This is a genomic window from Actinomadura sp. NAK00032, from assembly GCF_013364275.1.
In the GTDB taxonomy this organism is placed as follows: domain Bacteria; phylum Actinomycetota; class Actinomycetes; order Streptosporangiales; family Streptosporangiaceae; genus Spirillospora.
On sequence record NZ_CP054932.1, the window covers coordinates 3,820,528 to 3,842,136 of the forward strand.

Below are 21,609 nucleotides of genomic sequence, written 5' to 3' on the forward strand. Positions count from 1 at the left end.
CCCGGAACCCTGTTTCCCAAGGGGAGCGACCCCCTGGAAACCCCCGTCAACGGCCTCTCTGCCGGCGGGTCGGGCGGCCTCCGGGCGTTGGGCGCCCTCCGGCCGCCCGACCCGTCGACCCCGTCGCTGTGCATCCACTGCGACCGGTGCGTCCCCACCATCTTCAAGGGCACGCACTGCCCCCTCATCCCGGCCTGACACGATGGGGCGGTGATCGACATCGCGGGATGGGCGCCGGAGCCGCAGGAGACGACCGAGGTCATCGACGCGGCGCCGTCGGCGGCGCTCGCGGGGGTGCTCGGCGTCGAGCCGCCCGGGGACGAGCTGCCGCCGCTGTGGCAGTGGGTCCACTTCCTGGAGCGGCCCGCGCAGCGGGAGCTGGGGCCGGACGGGCATCCGCGCGACGGGCGGTTCCTGCCGCCCGTCCCTGAGCGGCGCCGCATGTTCGCCGGGGGGCGGTTCCGCGTGCGGGAGCCGTTGCGGGTCGGCGACACGGTCACCCGTAGGACCGAGCTTGCCTCGACGGTGGTGAAGCAGGGGCGCAGTGGGGAGATGCTGTTCGTCACCGTCCGGCATGGCTTTCTGCGGGACGGTGCTGAGATCGCGGTTGAGGAGCAGGATCTCGTCTACCGGAGCGGTGACGCTGCTGCTTCGCCGGGGGAGGTGTCGTTCTCCGGCCCTGATGTGAAGGCGCCCTGGACGTTGGCGTTGACCGCTGATCCGGTGCTGCTGTTCCGGTTTGGCGCGCTTACTTACAACGCCCATCGAATCCACTACGACGAGGCGTACGCGACCGGGGTGGAGGGGCACGGAGGGCTGGTCGTGCACGGGCCGCTGCTGGCGATCCTGTGCCTCGAACTGCCGCGCCGGGCGGGCCGGACGGTGCGGGAGCTGTCGTTCCGCGCCCGGCGGCCCGTGTACGCGGGGCAGCCGTTCGTCGCGGCCGGGTCCCCGGACGGGGAGCTGTCCATCGAGGCGCCCGGCGGGGTCACCGCGATGACCGCGACGTTCGCCTAGGCGGCGGCCTCCGCGCGGGCGGCGCCGCCGCGGCGCTCCTCGGCCGTCCGCCGGACGAACCGCTTGATCTCGTCGCTGACGTCCTCCTCGTCCCAGCCGAGGACGGGCGCCACCAGCTCGGCGACGCGGGACGCCGCGGCCACGCCGCCGTCCCACTCCTCGATCGCGACCCGCAGCCGGCGGGCCAGGACGTCCTCCAGGTGCAGGGCGCCCTCGTGCGTCACCGCGTAGACGGCCTCGGCGCACAGGTAGTCCTCGGCGCCGGGGACGGGCGCGCCGAGCGCCGAGCTGTCGGCGACCAGCCGCAGGACCTCCAGGGCGCACGCCCCGTAGCGGCGCAGCAGGTGCTCGATCCGCGCGACGTGCAGCCCCGACTCGGCGGCGAGGCGGCGCCGCTCGTTCCACAGCACCTCGAAGCCGGTCGCGCCGAGGACCGGCAGCCGGGCGGTGACGGACGCGGGCACGGACTCGTCCAGGCCGTCGGCGACCGCGTCCACCGCGTCCTGCGCCATCACCCGGTAGGTGGTGAACTTGCCGCCGGTGACGACGACGAGGCCCGGGACCGGTTCGGCGACCGCGTGCTCGCGCGACAGCCGCGTCGTGTCGTCGAACTCGCCGGACAGCAGCGGCCGCAGCCCCGCGTAGACGCCCTCGATGTCGTCGTGGGTGAGCGGCGTCCGCAGGACGGCGTTCGCCTGGTCGAGGAGGTAGCCGATGTCGGTGTGCTCGGCGACGGGCTCGTCGGGCCCGTCGTCGTGCGGGGTGTCGGTGGTGCCGACGAGCCAGTGCCGCCCCCACGGGATGATGAACAGCACGCTCTTGGACGTCCGCGTGATCAGGCCGGTCTCCATCGGGATCCGGTCGCGAGGCACCACCAGGTGGACGCCCTTGGACGCGCGCACCCCGAACGCGGCCCGCGAGCCGGTCATCGCCTGGGCGCCGTCCGTCCATACGCCGGTCGCGCACACCACCCGCCGGGCCCGTACGGAGATCTCACGGCCGCCCTCCAGGTCGACGACCGTGGCGCCGGTGACCCGCTCGCCCTCGCGCAGGAAGCCCGTCGCCTCGGCGCGGGTGACGACCTTGGCGCCGTACTGGGCGGCGGTGCGCGCGACCATCATCGTGTAGCGGGCGTCGTCCACCTGCGCGTCGTAGTACTGGACGGCGCCGATCAGCGCGTCCGAGCGCAGCGCGGGCGCCTGGCGCAGGGCGCCGCGCCGGGTCAGCTGCCGGTGGCGGGGGAGCGCCCGGCTGCCGCCCATCGTGTCGTACAGGGTGACGCCCGCGCTGACGTAGGCGCGCTCCCACACCCGGTTGCGCAGCGGGTACAGGAACTGGACGGGACGCACCAGGTGCGGCGCGAGCCGGTGCAGGAGCAGGCCGCGTTCCCGCAGCGCCTCCCGCACCAGCCCGAAGTCGCGCTGTTCGAGGTAGCGCAGGCCGCCGTGGATGAGCTTGCTGGAGCGGCTGGACGTCCCCGCCGCCCAGTCCCGCGCCTCCACCAGGGCGACGGACAGCCCCCGCGAGATCGCGTCGAGGGCCGCGCCGGCGCCGACGATGCCGCCGCCGACCACCAGCACGTCGAACTCGGCCTCGGCGAGGGCGCGCAGCGCGTCCTCGCGGTACCGCGGACCGAGGGCTACGGATGTCACTGCTCTCTCCCGGATGTAAGCGCCAGCTCGTCAGTTGGGCGGGCCCCGGGCCGCGGCGGGTGGCCGCGGCCCGGGGGTGGGTCAGTCGATGTCGACCCAGTCGAAGGTGCGGGTGACGGCCTTCTTCCAGCCGGCGTAGCCGGTCTGGCGCTGGTCGTCGTCCCAGGTGGGGTGCCAGCGCTTGTCCTCGTTCCAGTTCTGGCGGAGTTCGTCGGTGGTGTTCCAGAAGCCGACGGCGAGGCCGGCGGCGTAGGCGGCGCCGAGGGCGGTGGTCTCGGCGACGACGGGACGGGAGACCGGGACGCCGAGGATGTCGGCCTGCAGTTGCATGCACAGCTCGTTGGCGGTGACGCCGCCGTCCACCTTCAGGACGTCCAGGGCGACGCCGGAGTCCTCCCGCATCGCCTCCACCACGTCCCTGGACTGGTAGCAGATGGCTTCGAGCGTGGCGCGGGCGACGTGGGCGTTGGTGTTGAAGCGGGACAGGCCGACGATGGCGCCGCGTGCGTCCGAGCGCCAGTAGGGGGCGAACAGGCCGGAGAAGGCGGGGACGAAGTAGACGCCGCCGTTGTCGTCGACCTGCCGGGCCAGGGACTCGCTCTGCGCGGCGCCGGAGATGATGCCGAGCTGGTCGCGCAGCCACTGCACGGCCGACCCGGTCACCGCGATCGACCCCTCCAGCGCGTAGACCGGCTTCTCGGCCCCGAACTGGTAGCAGACGGTCGTCAGCAGGCCGCTCTTGGAGCGGACGAGTTCCTCACCGGTGTTGAGCAGCAGGAAGTTGCCGGTGCCGTAGGTGTTCTTGGCCTCGCCGGGCGCGAAGCACACCTGCCCGACCGTCGCGGCCTGCTGGTCGCCCAGGGCGGCGGTCAGCCGGACCTCGCCGCCGAGAGGACCGTTCGGGCGGGTGACCCCGTAGCCGGCGGGCGCCGAGGACGGTTTGATCTCCGGCAGCATCGAGCGGGGGACGCCGAAGAACGACAGGAGCTCGTCGTCCCAGTCGAGGGTCTCCAGGTCCATCAGCATGGTGCGGCTGGCGTTGGTCGGGTCGGTGACGTGGACGCCGCCGTCCGTCCCGCCGGTCAGGTTCCACAGCACCCAGGTGTCGGTCGTGCCGAAGACCGCGTCGCCCGCCTCGGCGGCCTCGCGGACGCCGTCGACGTTCTCCAGGATCCACTGGATCTTCCCGCCGGAGAAGTACGTGGCCGGCGGCAGCCCGGCCTTCCGCCGGATGACGTCGCCCTTGCCGTCGCGCTCCAGGGCGGCGGCGATGCGGTCGGTCCGGGTGTCCTGCCAGACGATCGCGTTGTAGTACGGGCGGCCGGTCCGCCGGTTCCACACCACGGTCGTCTCGCGCTGGTTGGTGATGCCGAACGCGGCCAGGTCGGCGTGGCCGAGGTTCGCCTTGTTCAGCGTGGTCTGGACGACGGCGCGGGTCCGCTCCCAGATCTCGGTCGGGTTGTGCTCCACCCAGCCCGCCCGCGGCAGGATCTGCTCGTGCTCCAGCTGGTGGCGGGCGATCTCGTTCCCGCCGTGGTCGAAGATCATGAAACGGGTGCTGGTCGTGCCCTGGTCGAGGGCTCCGACGAAGTCGGCCATGCGTGCGGTCTCCTGGGATGAGGGTGCGGGACGGTCAGGCCGTCTCGTACTGCGGTTCGGGCTTCGCGATGTCCTGGGCGGGCTCCTCGGCGGGCAGGAACCGCCCGATCAGCACCTTGTAGAGCCCGACGCCGAGGACGCCGCCGATCAGCGGGGCGACGATCGGGACCCAGAAGTACAGGTCGCCGTACTGGTCCCGCCACGCGCCGCCGTAGCCGGTCAGGAACGAGGCGAGCCGGGGGCCGAAGTCGCGGGCCGGGTTGATCGCGTAGCCCGCGTCGGTGCCGAACGCCATCCCGATCGCCACCACCAGCAGGCCGATCAGGAACGGGGCCAGGTTGGCCAGCGGCGGCGAGTTCCGGATGTCGGTCAGCGCCTTGATCACGAACAGCAGGATCGCGGTGCCGATGACCTGGTCGCGGAACGCGCCCCAGGTGCCGACCGGGAGCGTGCCGTTGCCGGGCAGGGTGGAGAAGACGCCCTGCGTCTTGATGGTGTGGCCGGGGTCGACCTTGGCGAGCACCTCGCTGTAGTTCCAGCGGACGAGCAGCGCCGCGATGAACGCGCCCGCCGTCTGCGCGGCGATGTAGGGCGCCGTCTTGCGCCAGGCGAACTCCCTGAACGCGGCGAGCCCGATGGTGACGGCGGGGTTGAGGTGGGCGCCGCTGATGCGCGCGGCGACGTAGACGCCGAGCGTGACGCCGAGCCCCCAGGCCCAGGCGATGCTGTCGTGGTCGCCGATGCCGGCGCCGGCGACCTGCGCGACGACGCCGACGCCGAACAGGATGAGGATCATGGTGCCGGCGAACTCGGCCGCGAGCTCACCGGCGAGCGAGGGGATTCTCGGTCGTTCCGCGGTGCGTTCCGTCATGGGCACTCCTCGGCAGTGGGGTGGACGCGAGCCCCGTGAGGCTGGCCAGACGGTAAGTCGCGGAGGAGACCCGGACAACGGGAGGCTGCCGACAATGTCGAACACTTTCCCCGCTGCCCGGCGCCGGTTACCCTCCAGTCTGTGCACGAGATCACAGAATCCGGGCAGTTCGGACCGTACGGGACGACAATCACGACAGGCGCCGACATTGTCGGCACCAAGCCGAGAGAACTATCCTGGGATTCGTGCCCGGACCCGTGCAGTCGATCGAGCGCGCCGCCGCGATCCTGCGGCTGCTCGCCGCCAGTTCGGGACGGCTCGGCGTCGGTGAGGTCGCCAGCTCGCTCGGGCTCGCCCGCGGCACCGCGCACGGCATCCTGCGCACCCTGGAGCGCGTCGGCTTCGTCGAGCAGGACGGCGGCAGCGGCAAGTACCAGCTCGGCGCCGCCCTGCTGCATCTCGGCACCAGCTACCTGGACGTCAACGAGCTGCGGTCCCGCGCCATCAACTGGGCCGACGCGCTCGCCTCGCGCAGCGGCGAGGCCGTCCGCATCGGGACCCTGCTGGAGGGCAGGGTCCTGGTCGTCCACCACGTGTTCCGCCCCGACGACACCCTCCAGGCCATGGACGTCGGCTCGCTGCTGCCGCTGCACGCCACCGCCCTCGGCAAGGCGCTGCTCGCCCACGACGCCAACGCGGCCGCGTCCATCCGCGACACCGTCCTGGAGTCCTACTGCCGGCGCACCATCACCGATCCGCGCGAACTCGCACGGGCCGCCACCCGGGTGCGGGAGAACGGCTGGGCCGCCGAGACCGAGGAGCTGTCGATCGGCGAGGCGGGCATCGCCGCGCCGATCCGCGGGTACGGGGGGCTGGTGGTCGGGGCCATCGGCATCTCCGGCGCGGTCGAGCGGATCTGCGACGCCCGGCGCGTCCCCGAGCCGCGGCTGGTCGGGTACGTGCGGGACGCGGCCCGCGCCGTCTCCCGCGATCTCGGCGGCTCGCGCTGGTGACGCCCCGGCGGCGCGCCCGGGGGGAGGGGGCAGGCCGTGACCGAGCGCTACGTGATGTCGATCGACCAGGGCACCACCTCGACGCGGTGCATCCTGTTCGACCACGGCGGGCGGCTGGTGTCGGTGGCGCAGCGCGAGCACCGGCAGCACTTCCCGAGGCCCGGCTGGGTCGAGCACGACCCGATGGAGATCTGGCGCAACCTGGAGCGGATCGCCCCCGAGGCGCTCGCCCAGGCGGGGGTGACCGCGAACCAGGTCGCGGCGGTCGGGATCGCCAACCAGCGCGAGACGACCGTCCTGTGGGACCGGCTGACCGGCGTCCCGATCGGCCGCGCCATCGTCTGGCAGGACACCCGCACCGGCGCCCTGGTGGACGAACTGGCCCGCGCCCCCGGCGCCGCGATGGTCACCGAGCGCAGCGGGCTGCCGCTGGCCGCCTACTTCTCCGCGCCGCGCATCCGCTGGCTGCTCGACCACACGCCCGGCCTGCGCGAGCGCGCCGAACGCGGTGAGGTCCTGTTCGGCACGATGGAGAGCTGGCTGATCTGGAACCTCAGCGGCGGCGTCGACGGCGGCGTGCACGTCACCGACGTGACCAACGCGGGCCGCACCCTGCTGATGGACCTGCGCACCCTGACCTGGGACGCCGGCCTGCTCGACTTCTTCGGCGTGCCGGCCGCGATGCTGCCGGAGATCAGGTCCTCCACCGAGACCTACGGGACGGCCCGCCGCGTGTTCCCCGGGGTGCTGATCGGCGCCGCCCTCGGCGACCAGCAGGCCGCGCTGTTCGGGCAGACGTGCTTCTCCCCGGGCGAGACCAAGTGCACCTACGGGACGGGCGCGTTCCTGCTGATGAACACCGGTACCACGCCGGTGAAGTCCGCGAACGGGCTGCTCACCACCGTCGGCTACAAGATCGGCGACGAGCCCGCCGTGTACGCGCTGGAGGGCTCGATCGCGATCACCGGCGCGCTCGTCCAGTGGTTCCGGGACGGCCTCGGGCTGATCACCACCGCGCCGGAGATCGAGACCCTGGCCCGGACGGTCGACGACAACGGCGGCTGCTACATCGTCCCCGCCTTCTCCGGGCTGTTCGCGCCGCACTGGCGCAGCGAGGCGCGCGGCATCATCGTCGGCCTCACGTCCTACATCACCAAGGGGCACCTGGCGCGGGCGGTGCTGGAGGCGACCGGCTGGCAGACCCGTGAGGTCGTGGACGCGATGAACGCCGACTCGGGGCTCGGCCTGAAGGAGCTGAAGGCCGACGGCGGCATGACGTCCGACAACCTCGTCATGCAGATGGTCGCGGACGTGCTGAACGTGCCCGTGGAGCGGCCGATGGTGGTCGAGACGGTGTCGCTCGGCGCCGCCTACGCCGCCGGGCTCGCCGTCGGCTACTGGGCGGGCCTCGAAGGGCTGCGCCGCAACTGGCACCGGGCCGCCCGCTGGGTCCCAGCGATGGAGCCGGCGCGGCGCGCCGCCGAGTACGACAACTGGAGGCGGGCCGTGGAGCGCACGTTCGGCTGGATCCGCGCCGGCGAGGACCCCGCGACCGCGCCGTGACGCCGGTGCCCCGCGTCTCAGATCCGGTTGCGCTCGATCAGCTGCTTGACGATGACGTTGCGCTGGATCTCGTTCGTCCCCTCGCCGACGATCATCAGCGGGGCGTCGCGGAAGTAGCGCTCGACGTCGAACTCGGTGGAGTAGCCCGCCGCGCCGTGGATGCGGACGGCGTTCAGCGCGATCTGCATCGCGGCCTCGGACGCGTAGAGCTTGGCCATGCCCGCCTCCATGTCGCAGCGCTCGCCCGCGTCCAGGCGCCGGGCGGCGTCGAGGGTGAGCAGCCGCGCGGCCCGCAGCTGGGTGGCCATGTCGGCGAGGTAGTTCCCGATCGACTGGTGCCGCCAGATCGGCTTGCCGAACGCCTCGCGCTGCTGGGCGTAGCGGAGGGAGTCCTCCAGGGCGGCGCGGCCGACGCCCAGCGCGCGCGCCGCGACCTGGATGCGGCCCACTTCGAGGCCCCGCATCATCTGGGCGAAACCGCGTCCCTCCTCGCCGCCGAGCAGCGCGTCGAGGGGCGCCTCGTAGCCGTCGAAGGCCAGCTCGCAGCTCTCCACGCCCTTGTAGCCGAGCTTCGGCAGGTCGCGGGAGACGGTCAGGCCGGGGCCCTTCTCCACCAGCAGGATGCTGATGCCCCGGTGGCGCGGGGACGCGTCCGGGTCGGTCTTGCACAGCAGCGCGATGAGCCCCGACATCCGGGCGTTGGTGATCCACATCTTGGCGCCGTCGACGACGTACCGGTCGCCGTCCCGCCGCGCGGCCGTGCTCATCGCCTGCAGGTCCGAGCCGCCGGACGGCTCGGTCAGCGCCATCGTGGCGCGCAGCTCGCCCGTCGCCATCCGCGGCAGGTAGCGGGCCTTCTGCTCCTCGGTGCCGAACACCGCGAGCAGGTGCGAGACGACCGTGTGCCCGCCGAACGCGCCGGCCAGGGTCATCCAGCCGCGCGCCAGCTCCTCGGTGACGAGCGCGTAGCACGCCTTGGAGACGGCGACGTCGCCGTAGGGCGCGGGCACGGCGAGGCCGTAGACGCCGAGCTCCTTCATCCGGTCGATGAGGCGCTCGGGGTACGCGCCCGCGTGCTCCAGGTCCCGGGCGACCGGGCGGACCTCCCGGTCGACGAAGTCCGCGACGACCTCGACGATGGCGCGCTCCTCGTCACTGAGCGTGAACACGGCGGCTCCACCCTCCTCCCGCGCGGACTCCCGCACGGGGGCGATCTCTCATATATTTGATGTGAAAATACCGTAGGCGTCAGGGGGGACGATGACCGCTGCCGGATCCGGCGGCCCGGCCCTCGGCCGGCGCCGCCAGCTGAGCGACGAGGTGGCCGCGCACGTCCGCGACCTGATCATGTCGGGCCAGGTCCGGCACGGCGAGTTCCTCCGGCTGGAGCGGATCGCCGAGGACCTCGGGATCAGCGTCACCCCGGTCCGGGAGGCCCTGCTGTCGCTGCGCGGCGAGGGCTTCGTCACGCTGGAGCCGCGCCGCGGGTTCATGCCGGCGCCGCTCACCCGCCAGGACGTGCAGGACCTGTTCGAGGCGCAGGCGTACTTCGCCGGCGAGCTGGCCGCCCGCGCCGCCGGCCGGGCGGCCGCGTCCGACCTGGACGCCCTCGACCGGACGCAGGCGCTGCTGGAGGAGGCGTTCGCGGCCGGCGACCCGGCGGGCGTCGAGCGCGCCAACCACCAGTTCCACCGGCTGATCAACCTGCGCGCGGAGTCGCCGAAGACGGCGTGGCTGCTGCGGACCGTGGTCCGGTACGCGCCGCGCCGCTTCTACGCCGGCATCGAGGGCTGGACGCGGGCGTCGGTCGACGACCACCGGCTCGTCCTGGCCGCGCTGCGCGCCGGGGACGCCGAGGCGGCGCGGCAGGCGATGCGCGCCCACATCCGGCACGCGGGCACGCTGCTGGTCGTGCACCTGGAGGCGCGGGGCTTCTGGCCGGCCGAGCCGGAGTGAGGGCGCCCGGATCCGGCCCCGCCAGGGCGCGTATCGTGTAAAAAATTTCCGGGAGGGCGGATGGACGACCAGGTGGTCACGGTCACCGAGCGCGACGCGGCGCGCGTGCTCACGCTGAACCGGCCGGAGGCGCGCAACGCGGTCGACCTCCCGACGCGCGAGCGGCTCCTGGCGGAGCTGCGGCGCGCCGCCGGCGACCCGGCCGTCCGGGCGATCGTGCTGACCGGCGCCGGCGGGACGTTCTCGGCGGGCGGCGACGTCCGGTCGATGGAGGGCGCCGCGCCGCAGGACGTCCGGGCCCGGCTCGCCCCCCTGCACGAGGCCGTCCGGCTGATCGCGACGTGCGGCACGCCGGTGATCGCGGCCGTCGAGGGCGCCGCCGCCGGGCTCGGGGTGTCCCTCGCCGCCGTCTGCGACCACGTGGTCGCCGCCGAGGACGCCCGGTTCGTCGCCGCGTTCGGCAAGGTCGGCCTCGTCGCCGACGGCGGCCTGCTCTGGACGCTCCCGCGCCGGGTCGGCGTGGGCCGCGCCAAGGAGATGCTCGTCTTCGGGCGGACCGTCCCCGCGCCGCGCGCCCACGAGATCGGCCTCGCCGACTCCCTCGCGCCGCCCGGCGGGGCCCTGGACGCCGCGCTCGCCCTGGCCGCCGAGGCCGCCGCCCTCGCCCCGCTCTCCATCGCCGCCGCCAAGCGGCTGCTGGCCCGCACCGACCTCGGCCCGGACGGGCTGCTGGAGGCCGAGCTGGCGGAGCAGACCGCGCTGTTCGGCAGCGCCGACTTCGCCGAGGGCCGCGCCGCGTTCGCCGCGCGCCGCCCGCCCCGCTTCGAGGGCCGCTAGAGCGCTTCGAGGGCCGCCAGAAAGGGAGCACGGATGAGCAGGCTGCAGCAGACGCACGGGCTGTCGGACGAGCAGCGGGAGATCGTCGCGACCGTCCGCGCGTTCGTCGACCGGGAGATCCTCCCGGTCGCCACCGCCCTGGAGCACGCCGACGAGTACCCGCAGGCGATCGTCGACGGCATGAAGGACCTCGGGCTGTTCGGCCTGATGATCGGCGAGGAGCACGGCGGGCTCGGCGCGTCGCTGCTGACGTACGCGCTGGTCGTGGAGGAGCTGTCGCGCGGCTGGATGAGCGTGTCCGGCATCGTCAACACCCACTTCATCGTCGCCTGGATGATCGCCCACCACGGCACCGCCGAGCAGCGGGCGCACTACCTGCCGAGGATGGCGACCGGCGAGGTCCGGGGCGCGTTCTCGATGTCGGAGCCCGGCTGCGGCTCCGACGTCTCCGCCATCACCACCCGCGCCGTCCCCGACGGCGCCGACTACGTGATCGACGGCCAGAAGATGCGGCTGACCAACGGCGGCTCCGCCAACCTCGTCGCCACGCTGGTCAAGACCGACCCCTCCGCCGGCCACCGCGGCATGACGACGTTCCTCATCGACAAGACCCCCGGCTTCGGCGAGGTCGCGCCCGGCCTGACCGTCCCGGGCAAGATCGACAAGATGGGCTACAAGGGCGTCGACACCACCGAGCTGCTCTTCGACGGGTACCGCGTCCCCGCCGCCCAGATCCTCGGCGGCGCGCCCGGCCGCGGCTTCTACCAGATGATGGACGGCGTCGAGGTCGGCCGCGTCAACGTCGCGGCGCGCGGCTGCGGCGTCGCCAAGCGGGCCTACGAGCTGGCCCTGGACTACGCGCGGCGGCGCGAGACGTTCGGCCGGCCCATCGCCGAGCACCAGGCCGTGCTGTTCCGCCTCGCCGAGATGGCCACCAAGGTCGAGGCCGCGCACCAGATGATGGTCATGGCGGCGCGGCGCAAGGACTCCGGCGAGCGCAACGACCTGGAGGCGGGCATGGCGAAGTACCTGGCGAGCGAGTACTGCAAGGAGGTCGTCGAGGACGCGTTCCGCATCCACGGCGGCTACGCCTACTCCAAGGAGTTCGAGATCGAGCGGCTCTACCGGGAGGCGCCGATGCTGCTGATCGGCGAGGGCACCGCCGACATCCAGAAGATGATCATCGGCCGCCGGCTGCTGGACGGCGCGGGCTGACCGCCCGGCCGGACGGGGGCGGCGGATATCGTGGCGGCATGGCCAGCCCGACCCCCGCCGCCGCCCCCGGACGCCGCCGCGACGAGCTGCGCGACTTCCTGCGGACCCGCCGCGCCCGCCTCACCCCCGCCGACGTCGGCATGCCCGACGCCGGCCGGCGCCGCACGCCGGGCCTGCGCCGCGAGGAGGTCGCCGTCCTCGCCGGGGTCGGGGTGTCCTGGTACACGTGGCTCGAGCAGGGCCGCGACATCAAGGTCTCCGGCGACGTCCTCGACGCGGTCGGCCGCGCGCTGCGGCTGGACGCGGCCGAGCGCGAGCACCTGTACCTGCTCGCCGGCCTGAACCCGCCGCGGGCGGAGGCCGGCCCGGCCGTCCCGGTCACGCCGGAGCTGCAGCGGGTGCTGGACGCCTGGTCGCCGCGCCCCGCCTACATCCGCGACCGGCACTGGAACTTCCTCGCCATCAACGACGCCGCCCGCGCGGTGTTCGGCTACGGCGACACCGACCGCAACTGCCTGGTGACGTTCTTCACCAACGCCCGCTACCGGTCGATGTACACGCACTGGACCGCCGCCGCGCCCGACGTCGTCGCCCGGTTCCGCGCGGACGCCGCCCGCTACCCCGACGATCCCGGCTTCGACCGGCTCATCGCCGACATGCTGGCCGCCAGCCCCGAGTTCGCCGAGCTGTGGCCCCGCCACGAGGTGAGCGCGCCGCCCCGGGCGGTCAAGGGGATCGACCATCCCGACGCGGGCGAGCTGGTCTTCGAGGGGACGATGCTGCCGCTCGCCGACCGTCCGGGCCACCACCTGGTGCTGCACAACCCGATGCCCGGCACCGGCACGCAGGAGCGCCTCGAACGCCTGATGGCCCACCGGGCGCTGCCCGCCGCCGGCTGACCCACCCCTCCAGGGTGGTGGTGCCACACCCAGGTTCATTGGAGTCTGCCGCTCTCCGCCCGCGCCCAGCAGGATCGTCCCCGTAGCGAGAACCAAGGAGGACGAATCATGAGGACGCGTGATTTCGCGGGCACGCCGGTGGGCGCCGTCGGGCTCGGGTGCATGGGGATGAGCTGGGCCTACACCGCGTCTGAGCGGGACGACGAGGCGTCGGCCGCGCTGATCCGGGAGGCGCTCGACCTCGGCGTGACGTTCCTGGACACCGCGCAGCGCTACGGCGCCGGCCACAACGAGTCCCTCGTCGGGCGCGCGCTGAAGGGCCGCCGGGACGAGGCGGTCGTCGCCACGAAGACGGGCCTGGACGTGGCGCCGCCGGCCCCCCTCGGCATCGTCCGGGACGGCAGCCCCGCGTTCGTCAAGGGGTCCGCCGAGGACAGCCTGCGCCGCCTCGGCACCGACGTGATCGACCTGTACTACCTGCACCGGGTCGACCCGGACGTGCCGCTCGCCGAGACCTGGGGGGCGATGGCCGAACTGGTCGCCGAGGGCAAGGTCCGCAGGCTGGGGCTGTCGGAGGTCAGCGTCGCGCAGGCCGCCGAGGCGCACGCGATCCACCCGGTCGCGGCGGTCCAGTCGGAGCTGTCGCTGTGGACGCGCGACGCGTTGGGTGTGCCCGGCGGCAGCGCGGCCACCGTGCCGGGCGACACGGCCGGCGCCGGCGGGGGAGCGGGCGACGTGGTCGGCTGGTGCGCCGCCAACGGGGCCGCGTTCGTGCCGTTCTCCCCGCTCGGCCGCGGGTTCCTCACCGGGACGGTCACCTCGGCCGACTTCGAGGGCACCGACTTCCGGTCCGGCAACCCGCGCTTCCAGGAGGACGCACTCCAGGCCAACATGCGCATCGTGGACGTGGTCAAGGCCGTCGCCGCCCGGCACGGCGCCACCCCGGCGCAGGTGGCGATCGCCTGGACGCTCGCGCAGGGCGACCACGTCATCCCGATCCCCGGCACCAAGAAGCAGCGGTACCTGCACGACAACGCCGGCGCCGCCGGTCTCGACCTCACCGGGACCGACCTGGCTGAGCTGGACGGGATCCCCGCGGCCGTGGGGGAGCGGTACTGATGCGCGCCGTCACGATCCCCGAGTTCGGCGGCGCGGACGTCCTGCGCCCGGCCGAGGTGAAGGTCCCCGAGCCGGGGCCGGGCCAGGTGTCCATCGACGTCGCGTACGCCGGGGTGAACTTCGCCGAGGTCCTGTACCGGCGGGGCGTCGTCGACGTGCCGCTGCCGTTCGTCCCCGGCATCGAGGTGTCCGGCCGCGTCCGCGAGGTCGGGCCGGACGTCGATGGACTGCGCAGGGGCCAGCCCGTCGCCGCCCTCACGATCGTGGACGGCGGCGGCTACGCCGAGGTCGCGGTGACCTCGGCCGATCTCGTCGCGCCGCTCGACGGCCTGGACCTCGGGCTGGACGTCGCGGCGGCCGTCCCGTCCAACGGCACCACCGCGTTCCTCGTCCTGGACCGCGTCGCGCGCATCGAGCCGGGCGAGAGCGTCCTGGTGCACGCGGCGGCCGGGGGCGTCGGCAGCCAGCTCGGCCAGGCCGCCCGGCTGCTCGGCGCGGGCCGGGTGGCCGGCACCGTCGGCGGCCCGGCCAAGATCGAGGCGGCGCGCGGGTTCGGCTACGACGACGTCGTGCTCCGCGCCGACCTGGCGGGCGAGGTCGAGGGCCTCACCGGCGGCCGCGGCTTCGACATCGTGGTGGACATGGTCGGCGGCCCGGCCCGCCGCGCGAGCCTCGACGCACTCGCCCCGATGGGCCGGATGGTGGTGATGGGCAACGCCTCCGGCGCGGACGACGTCGGCGTCCCGGCGAACGAGCTGTGGTTCACCAACAGGACCGTGTCGGGCTTCAACCTCGCCGCGTTCGCGGGGATCGCCCCGGCCGAGGCGGGCCGCGCCCTGCGCCGCGCGGTGGCCGCCGCGGCCTCCGGCGGCCTGCGCGTCCAGGTCGAGGAACTGCCCCTGGAGCGGGCCGCCGAGGCGCACGAGCGCATCGAGTCGGGCGCCACGACCGGGAAGCTCGTCCTCGCCGTGCGCGGTTGAACCCCACCGGGCACGGCCGCCGGATCGGCCCCGAGGACGAGTTCCGCGGGGGACCGGCGGCCGTGCCGCGCGGCCTGGCGCGGCTAGCGCACCAGAAGGGACTGCTGGGCGGTGATCGCCGCGGCGGCCTGCCGCACGATGCCGTCGATCAACTGACCGCAGGTGGGCAGGTCGTCGATGACGCCGACGACCTGGCCCGAGGCCATCACGCCGAGGTCGGGGCGGCCGTCCACCATGGCCGCCTTCAGCAGCATCGGCGTGTTCGCGGCCATCAGCACCTGCGACCAGGACAGGTCCTTGCCGTGCTTCATCGCCTTGCCGTCGGCGAGCATCTCCCGCCACGACATCCCGGACAGTTTCTTGAACCGGGCGCCGTTGCGCACCGCCCGGACGAGCCCGCCGACCCGGCCGGACCTCTCCAGCGTGTCGACCAGCTCGCTGCGCAGCACGCGGTGCGGCATGCCGTCCACCTGCCGCGTCACGACGGTCTCGCCGGTCCGCAGGTAGACCTGCTTGACCTCGTCGGGCACCGAGCTGTCGGACGTCAGCAGGAACCGGGTGCCCATCGCGACGCCCGCCGCCCCGTAGGCGAGCGCGGCGGCGAGGCCGCGCCCGTCGAAGAAGCCGCCGGCCGCGATGACCGGGATGTCGACCGCGTCCACGACCTGCGGCAGCAGCAGCGTGGTGGCGACGGCGCCGGTGTGGCCGCCGCCCTCGCCGCCCTGGACGAGCACGGCGTCCGCGCCCCAGCCCGCGACCTTCTCCGCGTGCCGCCGCGCGCCGACGGACGGGATCACCACGAGCCCGGCGTCCTTCAGCTTGGCGATCAGCTCCCGCTTGGGGGCGAGCGCGAACGAGGCGACCTTCACACCCTCCTTGATCAGCAGGTCGATGCGGTCGCCCGCGTCGCCGGCGTCGGCCCGCAGGTTGACCCCGAACGGGGCGTCCGTGCGGTCCTTGACCTCGTGGATCGCGTCGGCGAGCTGGTCGAGGGTCATCGTCGCCGAGGCCAGGATCCCGAGCCCGCCCGCGTTCGCGACGGCGGTGACGAGTCGCGGCCCGGCCACCCATCCCATGCCGGTCTGGACGACCGGGTGCCGCACGCCGGCCAGCCGGGTCAGCGGGGTGTCGAGCACCTGCTCCATCAGGCCCACCTCCTGCGGGGGGCGACCCCCCGCACCCCCCGGTTCGCTTCGCTCATGCCGGAACCTCTCGCTCGCGCAACCCCTTCGGATCCAGCACTTCACGCATGATCCGCAGCTCGGCCTCGTCCGGCAGCCGCGTCTCGGGCACCTCGCCGGGGACGGCCAACTCGAAGCCGGTGGCGGCGGTCACGTCGGCGACGCTCACGCCCGGGTGGACCGAGCGCAGCCGCATCCGCCGGTCCGGGGTGTCGAAGTCGAGGACGGCGAGGTTGGTCACGACCGCGCGGATCTCGTGCGCGCCCCGGTCCCAGCCGACGCCGCTCACCATGTCGACCTTCTCGGTGAACACGCGGGTCGAGTGCTTGGGCACCCAGTAGCTCGTGGTGTTCAGCAGCGTGTTGCCGGGCCCGCCGCGCACCCCGAGGAGCTGCCGGGACGGCCGCTCCCAGTCGCCGATGCACGAGATGTTGGTGTTGCCGTGCGCGTCGATCTGGCTCGGCCCCATCACCACGTGCCGGCGGCCGTTCAGGACCAGCCACAGGTGGTCGCGGAACGGCAGCCAGCCCTCGACGGTCTCCGCCGACCGGCCGAGCGGGACGGGCTCGGCGCTGAGCGACGGCCCGCCGTCGGTCGTCAGCAGGTCGGGCTCGAAGGTGGCCCGCGCCAGCCGGGACCCCAGCATCGGCACGAATCCCGCCACCGCCGCCGCGACGATCTCCCCGTCGCCGCGGAACAGGTCGGCGCACGCCGCGGCGCACACCTCCGCGCGCGTCACATCACTCATCGGGACTCCTCCCGCCAGGTCCGGACGGCGTCCTGGTAGGCGGCCTCGTCGCCGGACAGGAACCGCGCGCTGAACTCGGCCCACTTCTCCGGGTCGGCCGCGGACTGCGCGTAGAGCTTCTGGAACTTCTCGTCCCGCCCGAAGTCGGGCACGCAGTCGGTGAAGTGCGCCCCGTTCGGGGTCTCCACCACGCCCGCCACGTGCGACCGGCTGATCAACATCGACTGGACCGGCCCCTCCTTGGCGAAGTCGGCCGTGTCGACCAGGCGCTCGCACGACACATAGGTGCGGCCGGCCGCCTTGGCGAACAGGTCGTCCATGTACGGGTCGGGGCCGAGGTACTGGGCGTTGCCGCGCGCGTCGGCGCGGTTCATGTGGACGAGCGCGACGTCCATCGTCAGGGCCGGGACGGCGACCAGCTCGGTCGCGTCGTCGTAGGGCGACCGGACCGTCTTCAGCTCCGGGTTGACCTTCATCACGTCCGAGCCGAGCCCGACGGGGGTCGGCAGGAACGGCAGCCGGTGCGCCGCCGCGTACAGCCCGAACAGGAACATGCCCTCGTCGTACTCGGTCAGCTCGATCGCGCCCGTCTGGCGCGCCTGCCGGAAGTGCGGCTCCAGCGGGACCGAGTCCATCGTCACGAACGCCGTGACCAGCCGCCGGACCTTCCCGGCCGCGCACAGCAGGCCGACGTCCGGGCCGCCGTAGCTCACGACCGTCAGGTCGGTGACGGGGGAGCGCAGGATCGCCCGGACGAGCGCCATCGGCTTGCGCCGCGACCCCCAGCCGCCGATCCCGACGGTCATGCCGCTCTCCAGCGACGCGGCGACCTCGTCGGCCGACATCACCTTGGAACTCACTTGGCCCCCTTCGCGACGAAGGCGTCACGGTGCTCGTCGCCCGCGCCGACGAGGTTCAACTCGAAAGTGAAGCCCTGCTCGTAGCGGTAGCTGCGCTTGACGTCGACCGGGTCGATGCCGTTCAGCGACTCCTTGGCGCGCCGGATGACGTACCGGTCCTTGGCGGCGATGTTCGCGGCGACCTCCAGGGCCTTGGCGCGCAGCTCGTCCGCCGGGACGACCTCCAGCACCGAGCCGTGGTGGTGCAGCTCCGCCGCCGTGACGTTGCGGCACGTGTAGACCATCGCGCGCATCAGGTGCTGCGGGACGAGCCGGGCCAGGTGGGTCGCGGCGCCGAGGGCGCCCCGGTCCACCTCCGGCAGCCCGAAGTAGGCGTCCTGCGAGGCGACGACGATGTCGGCGTTGCCCGCGAGGCCGACCCCGCCGCCCAGGCAGAAGCCGTGGACCGCGGCGACGACCGGGACCTCGCAGTCGTACACGGCGGCGAAGGCGGCGTAGCAGCCGCGGTTCGCGCCGACGAGGGCGCCGTGGCCCTCGGTGCTCTGCATCTCCTTGATGTCGACGCCCGCGTTGAAGCCCCGGCCCGCGGCCCGGAGCACGACCGCGCCGACCTCGGGGTCGCGGCCCGCGGCGAGCACCGCGTCGGCCAGCTCGTACCAGCCCGCGACGGTCAGTGCGTTGACCGGCGGCGCGTCCACGACGATCTCGGCGACCCCGTCCAGGGTCGTGGTGGAGACTCCCATGCGCTACCTTTCCACCAAACATTTGTTAGAACAGAAGGTAGCAGAGGAGGCGGAATGTCACTGACGCTCGACCTGGGCGGCCGGACCGCCGTGGTCACGGGGGGCGTGCGCGGGGTCGGCGCCGGGATCAGCCGCGCCCTGCTGGAGGCGGGCGCCGACGTCGTCGCGGTCGCCAGGCGCGAACCCGAGGCGCTGCCCGCGGCGGGCGGCCGGACGGCGCGGTTCGTCTCGCTGGACGTGCGCGACCCCGACGCCGTGCAGGCGTTCGCCGACGGCCTCGACGGCGTCGACGTGCTGGTCAACAACGCGGGCGGCGCGCCCTACCTGCCGGTCGCCGACGGGAGCCTGCGCACCCACGTCAAGATCATCGAGCTGAACCTGACCTCGGCGCTGATCATGGCGCGGGCGCTGCAGCCGAAGATCATGGAGCGGGGCGGCGGCTCGGTCATCAACATCGGCAGCGTGAGCGGGGTGCGGCCGTCGCCCGGCACCGCCGCCTACGGCGCCGCCAAGGCCGGCCTGCACAGCCTCACCACGTCGCTCGCCGTCGAGTGGGCGCCGCACATCCGGGTCAACACGCTGATCCTCGGGATGGTCCGCACCGAACTCTCCCACCTGCACTACGGGGACGAGGACGGCGTCGCGGCCGTGGCCGGGACCGTCCCGATGGGCCGCCTCGCCGACCCCTACGACATCGGCGCCGCCTGCGCGTTCCTGGCCTCGGACCTCGCGTCCTACGTCACCGGCGCGTCGATGCAGGTCCACGGCGGGGGAGAGCGCCCCGCCTTCCTGGACGCCGCCACCGTGAACAAGGAGGAATCACGATGATCTGCAAGGACCGGGTGGTCGCCGTCACCGGTGCCGGCCGCGGGCTCGGCCGCGCCCACGCGCTGGAGTTCGCCCGCCAGGGCGCCCTCGTCGTCGTGAACGACCTCGGCGTCGCGCGGGACGGCACCGGCGACGCGTCCGGGGGCCCCGCGCACGACGTCGTCCAGGAGATCGAGGCGCTCGGCGGCAAGGCCGTCGCCAGCACCGACGACATCGCCACCGACGCGGGCGCCGCCGCCCTGGTCGCGACCGCGGTCGACGCGTTCGGGCGGCTGGACACCCTCGTCAACAACGCCGGGTTCCTGCGCGACCGCATGCTCGTCAACCTGGGCGAGGACGAGTGGGACGCCGTCATGCGCGTCCACCTCAAGGGCCACTTCCTGCCGCTCAAGCACGCCGGCCGGTACTGGCGGGCCGAGAGCAAGGCGGGCCGCGACGTCGACGCCCGTGTGATCAACACCTCCTCCGGCGCCGGGCTGCTCGGCAGCGTCGGCCAGGGCAACTACTCCGCCGCCAAGGCCGGCATCGTCGGGCTGACCCTCGTCGCCTCCGCCGAGATGGGCCGCTACGGCGTGGCCGTCAACGCGATCGCGCCCGCCGCCCGCACCCGGATGACCGAGGAGGTCTTCGCGCAGACGATGGCCGCCCCGGCCGAGGGCGAGTTCGACGCGATGGCCCCCGAGAACGTCTCGCCGCTCGTCGTCTGGCTCGGCTCCGCCGGGTCCCGCGGCGTCACGGGTCGGGTCTTCGAGGCCGAGGGCGGCAAGATCTGCGTGATGGACGCCTTCCGGCACGGCCCCACGGCCGACAAGGGCGCCCGCTGGGACCCGGCCGAGGTCGGCGACGTCGTCAAGGACCTCCTGGCCAAGGCCTCGGCGCCCGAGCCCGTCTACGGCGCCGGCTGAGCCGACGCGGCCGGCCGCGTCGTCAGCGCGGCCGGTAGTCGTCCATGTAGCGGCGCACCAGGTCGGTGTAGGGCTTGACCCTGGCGGGCACACCGCCCGCCTTCACCACCGTCTTGGACGACGTCCGGTAGGTGGCGGCGAGGTTCAGCGCCGGGTCGCCCGGCACGTTCTTCAAGTCCTTGCCCCAGAAGCACAGGAAGCGGCCCATCGCCGGGATCGAGAGCTCCGGCGTGATCCGGCCCGGGGCGGGCTCGGGGTTGTCGAGCCCGCCCGGCTGCCAGAACACCAGGACCCGCGGCGTCCAGCGGGCGATGCCGTACTCGTCCTTCGCCGGGTCGGACAGGTGCGGGTCGAAGCCGCTCTCCGCCTTCAGCATCGCCGCGATCAGCGCCGGGCTCAGCCCCGGCATCCGGCACCACGTCCCCGCCTGGACGATCAGGCCGCGGTACCGGCCGGGGACGTCGGAGCCGGCCCGCAGCCACCGGTCCGCCGGGCGGTGGTGCGCGCCGCCCGCCGGCCCGGCGACCGCCCAGTAGGTCCCGGCGGCGGCGGTCACCACGGCGGCCAGCGCGGTCGCGGCGGCCAGCGACCGGTGCCGGACGCGCCGCCCGCCCGGCCCGGCCGGGGCGGTGGCGGTGCCGCCGGTCCCGGTCGCGGCGGCACCCGCGAGCGCGGCCCCGAACCCGGCGGCCGACGGCCAGCGCCGCTCGCGGTCGGGGTCCAGCGCGCGCAGCACGACCGCGTCCACGGCGGGCGGGACGCCGGGCCGCGCCGCGCTCGGCGGCCGCGCCGGCACCGCGGGCGGCTCCCCGGTCAGCAGGTGGTGGGTGAGCGCGCCGAGGCCGTAGACGTCGGCGCGGTGGTCGGGGGCGCCGTCGACCTGCGCCTGCTCCGGGGCCATGTAGCCGGGGGAGCCGGCCGGCAGCGTCAGGCAGGACAGGTGGTCGCCGCTGCGCGCGATCCCGAGGTCGGCGATCATGAGCCGCTCGCCGCCGCCCGGCGCCGACCGCAGCAGCACGTTGGACGGCTTCAGGTCGCGGTGCACGATGCCGAGGTCGTGCAGGTCCTGCACGCCGCGGGCGATCTCCCGCGCGGCGCGCAGCGCCTCGTCCGCCGGGAGCGGGCCGCCGGCCAGCCGGTCGGCGAGCGTGCCCCGGTCGGCGTGGGTCATCACGAAGTAGGGCCGCCCGTCCGGCAGCTCGCCGATGTCGAAGACCTGCACCAGCCGGTGCGAGTCGGCGCGGCGCAGCAGCCGCGCCTCCTGCACGAACCGCTCCCGCACGTCGGCGCGGAGCGTCCAGTGCTCGCCGAGGATCTTGATCGCGACGGGCGCGTCGAGGTCCGGGTCGTGGCCGAGCCAGACCGAGGCGAACCCGCCCGAGCCGAGCAGGCGGTCGATCCGGTGGCGGCCCGCCGTGGTCGGGGGTTCCACTTCACCCATGATGACGGACCCGGCCCCCCGGCGAGAAGACTTTCCGTAAACGAATGACGACACTGCGTGCCCGTCCGGAATGCGGTTCCGGGCGGCGGTGTTGTACGGGCGGGAAAATGGATCGCCCAGCGTGGGGTGATCCGGCTACGGTGCGAAGGTTGTGGGGTCAGCGAGGCCGGGGAGCCTGGAAC

Annotated in this window: 20 protein-coding genes; 11 read left to right on the forward strand and 9 right to left on the reverse strand. The window is 73.9% G+C overall.

From position 1 onward, the window contains the following. The first annotated feature begins 210 nt into the window (after positions 1-210). A complete protein-coding gene (locus HUT06_RS17840; protein WP_176196774.1) occupies positions 211-1,017 on the forward strand; it encodes a MaoC family dehydratase N-terminal domain-containing protein in 807 nt (268 codons plus the stop codon). Here the strand turns inward: HUT06_RS17840 and HUT06_RS17845 are convergent. From HUT06_RS17845 to HUT06_RS17855, 3 genes are all read right to left on the reverse strand, one after another. Next, positions 1,014-2,669 (reverse strand): glycerol-3-phosphate dehydrogenase/oxidase, encoded by a 1,656-nt coding sequence (locus HUT06_RS17845; RefSeq protein ID WP_176196775.1) that lies wholly within the window; start codon positions 2,667-2,669, stop codon positions 1,014-1,016. The two genes, HUT06_RS17840 and HUT06_RS17845, sit on opposite strands and share 4 nt — an antisense overlap. A gap of 81 nt (positions 2,670-2,750) precedes the next feature. Then, positions 2,751-4,268, reverse strand: a complete 1,518-nt coding sequence (glpK, locus tag HUT06_RS17850; RefSeq protein WP_176196776.1) for a glycerol kinase GlpK — start codon at positions 4,266-4,268, stop codon at positions 2,751-2,753. 34 nt (positions 4,269-4,302) lie between these two features. Beyond that, the gene (locus HUT06_RS17855) at positions 4,303-5,139 is read right to left on the reverse strand and encodes an MIP/aquaporin family protein (protein ID WP_176196777.1); all 837 of its coding nucleotides are present in this window, start codon (positions 5,137-5,139) and stop codon (positions 4,303-4,305) included. A gap of 245 nt (positions 5,140-5,384) precedes the next feature. Between HUT06_RS17855 and HUT06_RS17860 the strand changes: the two genes are divergently transcribed. Together HUT06_RS17860 and glpK (HUT06_RS17865) are read left to right on the forward strand one after the other, a co-directional pair. Next, on the forward strand, positions 5,385-6,152 hold the full coding sequence (locus tag HUT06_RS17860; RefSeq protein ID WP_176196778.1) for an IclR family transcriptional regulator: 768 nt from the start codon (positions 5,385-5,387) through the stop codon (positions 6,150-6,152). A 36-nt stretch (positions 6,153-6,188) separates the two neighbouring features. Next, a complete protein-coding gene (gene glpK, locus HUT06_RS17865) occupies positions 6,189-7,715 on the forward strand; it encodes a glycerol kinase GlpK (RefSeq protein ID WP_176196779.1) in 1,527 nt (508 codons plus the stop codon). A gap of 17 nt (positions 7,716-7,732) precedes the next feature. Here the strand turns inward: glpK (HUT06_RS17865) and HUT06_RS17870 are convergent, their stop codons facing one another. After that, positions 7,733-8,884, reverse strand: coding sequence for an acyl-CoA dehydrogenase family protein (locus HUT06_RS17870; RefSeq protein WP_176196780.1), 1,152 nt, complete (start codon positions 8,882-8,884; stop codon positions 7,733-7,735). A gap of 91 nt (positions 8,885-8,975) precedes the next feature. On the opposite strand from HUT06_RS17870, the gene HUT06_RS17875 reads away from it, so the two are divergent. From HUT06_RS17875 to HUT06_RS17900, 6 genes are all read left to right on the forward strand, one after another. Beyond that, positions 8,976-9,671: a GntR family transcriptional regulator gene (locus tag HUT06_RS17875; RefSeq protein WP_176196781.1), complete on the forward strand. Its 696-nt coding sequence runs from the start codon at positions 8,976-8,978 to the stop codon at positions 9,669-9,671. A 60-nt stretch (positions 9,672-9,731) separates the two neighbouring features. After that, the gene (locus tag HUT06_RS17880; protein ID WP_176196782.1) at positions 9,732-10,508 is read left to right on the forward strand and encodes an enoyl-CoA hydratase/isomerase family protein; all 777 of its coding nucleotides are present in this window, start codon (positions 9,732-9,734) and stop codon (positions 10,506-10,508) included. A gap of 33 nt (positions 10,509-10,541) precedes the next feature. Further along, entirely contained in the window at positions 10,542-11,723 is a 1,182-nt protein-coding gene (locus HUT06_RS17885) for an acyl-CoA dehydrogenase family protein (RefSeq protein ID WP_176196783.1), read from the forward strand. A 38-nt stretch (positions 11,724-11,761) separates the two neighbouring features. Continuing rightward, positions 11,762-12,622 (forward strand): helix-turn-helix transcriptional regulator, encoded by an 861-nt coding sequence (locus HUT06_RS17890; RefSeq protein ID WP_176196784.1) that lies wholly within the window; start codon positions 11,762-11,764, stop codon positions 12,620-12,622. 108 nt (positions 12,623-12,730) lie between these two features. Further along, entirely contained in the window at positions 12,731-13,741 is a 1,011-nt protein-coding gene (locus HUT06_RS17895) for an aldo/keto reductase (protein ID WP_176196785.1), read from the forward strand. Beyond that, the gene (locus tag HUT06_RS17900) at positions 13,741-14,721 is read left to right on the forward strand and encodes a zinc-binding dehydrogenase (RefSeq protein ID WP_176196786.1); all 981 of its coding nucleotides are present in this window, start codon (positions 13,741-13,743) and stop codon (positions 14,719-14,721) included. The genes HUT06_RS17895 and HUT06_RS17900 overlap by 1 nt, the downstream gene beginning before the upstream one ends. Before the next feature lie 83 nt (positions 14,722-14,804). On the opposite strand, the gene HUT06_RS17905 is transcribed toward HUT06_RS17900, so the two are convergent. From HUT06_RS17905 to HUT06_RS17920, 4 genes are read right to left on the reverse strand one after another with little or no spacing between them, the layout of a single operon-like run. Beyond that, entirely contained in the window at positions 14,805-15,866 is a 1,062-nt protein-coding gene (locus HUT06_RS17905; protein ID WP_176196787.1) for a nitronate monooxygenase family protein, read from the reverse strand. Positions 15,867-15,918: 52 nt separating this feature from the next. Beyond that, entirely contained in the window at positions 15,919-16,650 is a 732-nt protein-coding gene (locus HUT06_RS17910) for a CoA-transferase subunit beta (RefSeq protein WP_176196788.1), read from the reverse strand. Next, positions 16,647-17,495 (reverse strand): CoA transferase subunit A, encoded by an 849-nt coding sequence (locus tag HUT06_RS17915; RefSeq protein ID WP_138638550.1) that lies wholly within the window; start codon positions 17,493-17,495, stop codon positions 16,647-16,649. The genes HUT06_RS17910 and HUT06_RS17915 overlap by 4 nt, the downstream gene beginning before the upstream one ends. 11 nt (positions 17,496-17,506) lie before the next feature. Next, entirely contained in the window at positions 17,507-18,253 is a 747-nt protein-coding gene (locus HUT06_RS17920; RefSeq protein WP_176196789.1) for an enoyl-CoA hydratase family protein, read from the reverse strand. A gap of 54 nt (positions 18,254-18,307) precedes the next feature. Between HUT06_RS17920 and HUT06_RS17925 the strand changes: the two genes are divergently transcribed. Both HUT06_RS17925 and HUT06_RS17930 read left to right on the forward strand, forming a co-directional pair. Further along, a complete protein-coding gene (locus HUT06_RS17925; RefSeq protein ID WP_176196790.1) occupies positions 18,308-19,081 on the forward strand; it encodes an SDR family oxidoreductase in 774 nt (257 codons plus the stop codon). Continuing rightward, positions 19,078-19,986: an SDR family oxidoreductase gene (locus HUT06_RS17930; protein WP_176196791.1), complete on the forward strand. Its 909-nt coding sequence runs from the start codon at positions 19,078-19,080 to the stop codon at positions 19,984-19,986. Before HUT06_RS17925 ends, HUT06_RS17930 begins: the two co-directional genes overlap by 4 nt. 22 nt (positions 19,987-20,008) lie before the next feature. Here the strand turns inward: HUT06_RS17930 and HUT06_RS17935 are convergent, their stop codons facing one another. Then, positions 20,009-21,418 carry a serine/threonine-protein kinase gene (locus tag HUT06_RS17935; RefSeq protein WP_254715240.1) on the reverse strand — a complete coding sequence of 470 codons (1,410 nt, stop codon included), beginning with the start codon at positions 21,416-21,418 and terminating at the stop codon, positions 20,009-20,011. Positions 21,419-21,609: the final 191 nt, after the last annotated feature.

Excerpts from the sequence above, each read along its gene's own strand:
- glpK (WP_176196776.1), bottom strand. The coding sequence starts at position 4,268 with ATGGCCGACTTCGTCGGAGCCCTCGACCAGGGCACGACCAGCACCCGT.
- HUT06_RS17895 (WP_176196785.1), top strand. The coding sequence starts at position 12,731 with ATGAGGACGCGTGATTTCGCGGGCACGCCGGTGGGCGCCGTCGGGCTC.
- HUT06_RS17920 (WP_176196789.1), bottom strand. The coding sequence starts at position 18,253 with ATGGGAGTCTCCACCACGACCCTGGACGGGGTCGCCGAGATCGTCGTG.
- HUT06_RS17925 (WP_176196790.1), top strand. The coding sequence starts at position 18,308 with ATGTCACTGACGCTCGACCTGGGCGGCCGGACCGCCGTGGTCACGGGG.
- HUT06_RS17855 (WP_176196777.1), bottom strand. The coding sequence starts at position 5,139 with ATGACGGAACGCACCGCGGAACGACCGAGAATCCCCTCGCTCGCCGGT.
- HUT06_RS17915 (WP_138638550.1), bottom strand. The coding sequence starts at position 17,495 with ATGTCGGCCGACGAGGTCGCCGCGTCGCTGGAGAGCGGCATGACCGTC.
- HUT06_RS17885 (WP_176196783.1), top strand. The coding sequence starts at position 10,542 with ATGAGCAGGCTGCAGCAGACGCACGGGCTGTCGGACGAGCAGCGGGAG.
- HUT06_RS17910 (WP_176196788.1), bottom strand. The coding sequence starts at position 16,650 with ATGAGTGATGTGACGCGCGCGGAGGTGTGCGCCGCGGCGTGCGCCGAC.
- HUT06_RS17905 (WP_176196787.1), bottom strand. The coding sequence starts at position 15,866 with ATGGAGCAGGTGCTCGACACCCCGCTGACCCGGCTGGCCGGCGTGCGG.
- HUT06_RS17875 (WP_176196781.1), top strand. The coding sequence starts at position 8,976 with ATGACCGCTGCCGGATCCGGCGGCCCGGCCCTCGGCCGGCGCCGCCAG.
- HUT06_RS17900 (WP_176196786.1), top strand. The coding sequence starts at position 13,741 with ATGCGCGCCGTCACGATCCCCGAGTTCGGCGGCGCGGACGTCCTGCGC.
- HUT06_RS17890 (WP_176196784.1), top strand. The coding sequence starts at position 11,762 with ATGGCCAGCCCGACCCCCGCCGCCGCCCCCGGACGCCGCCGCGACGAG.
- HUT06_RS17880 (WP_176196782.1), top strand. The coding sequence starts at position 9,732 with ATGGACGACCAGGTGGTCACGGTCACCGAGCGCGACGCGGCGCGCGTG.
- HUT06_RS17930 (WP_176196791.1), top strand. The coding sequence starts at position 19,078 with ATGATCTGCAAGGACCGGGTGGTCGCCGTCACCGGTGCCGGCCGCGGG.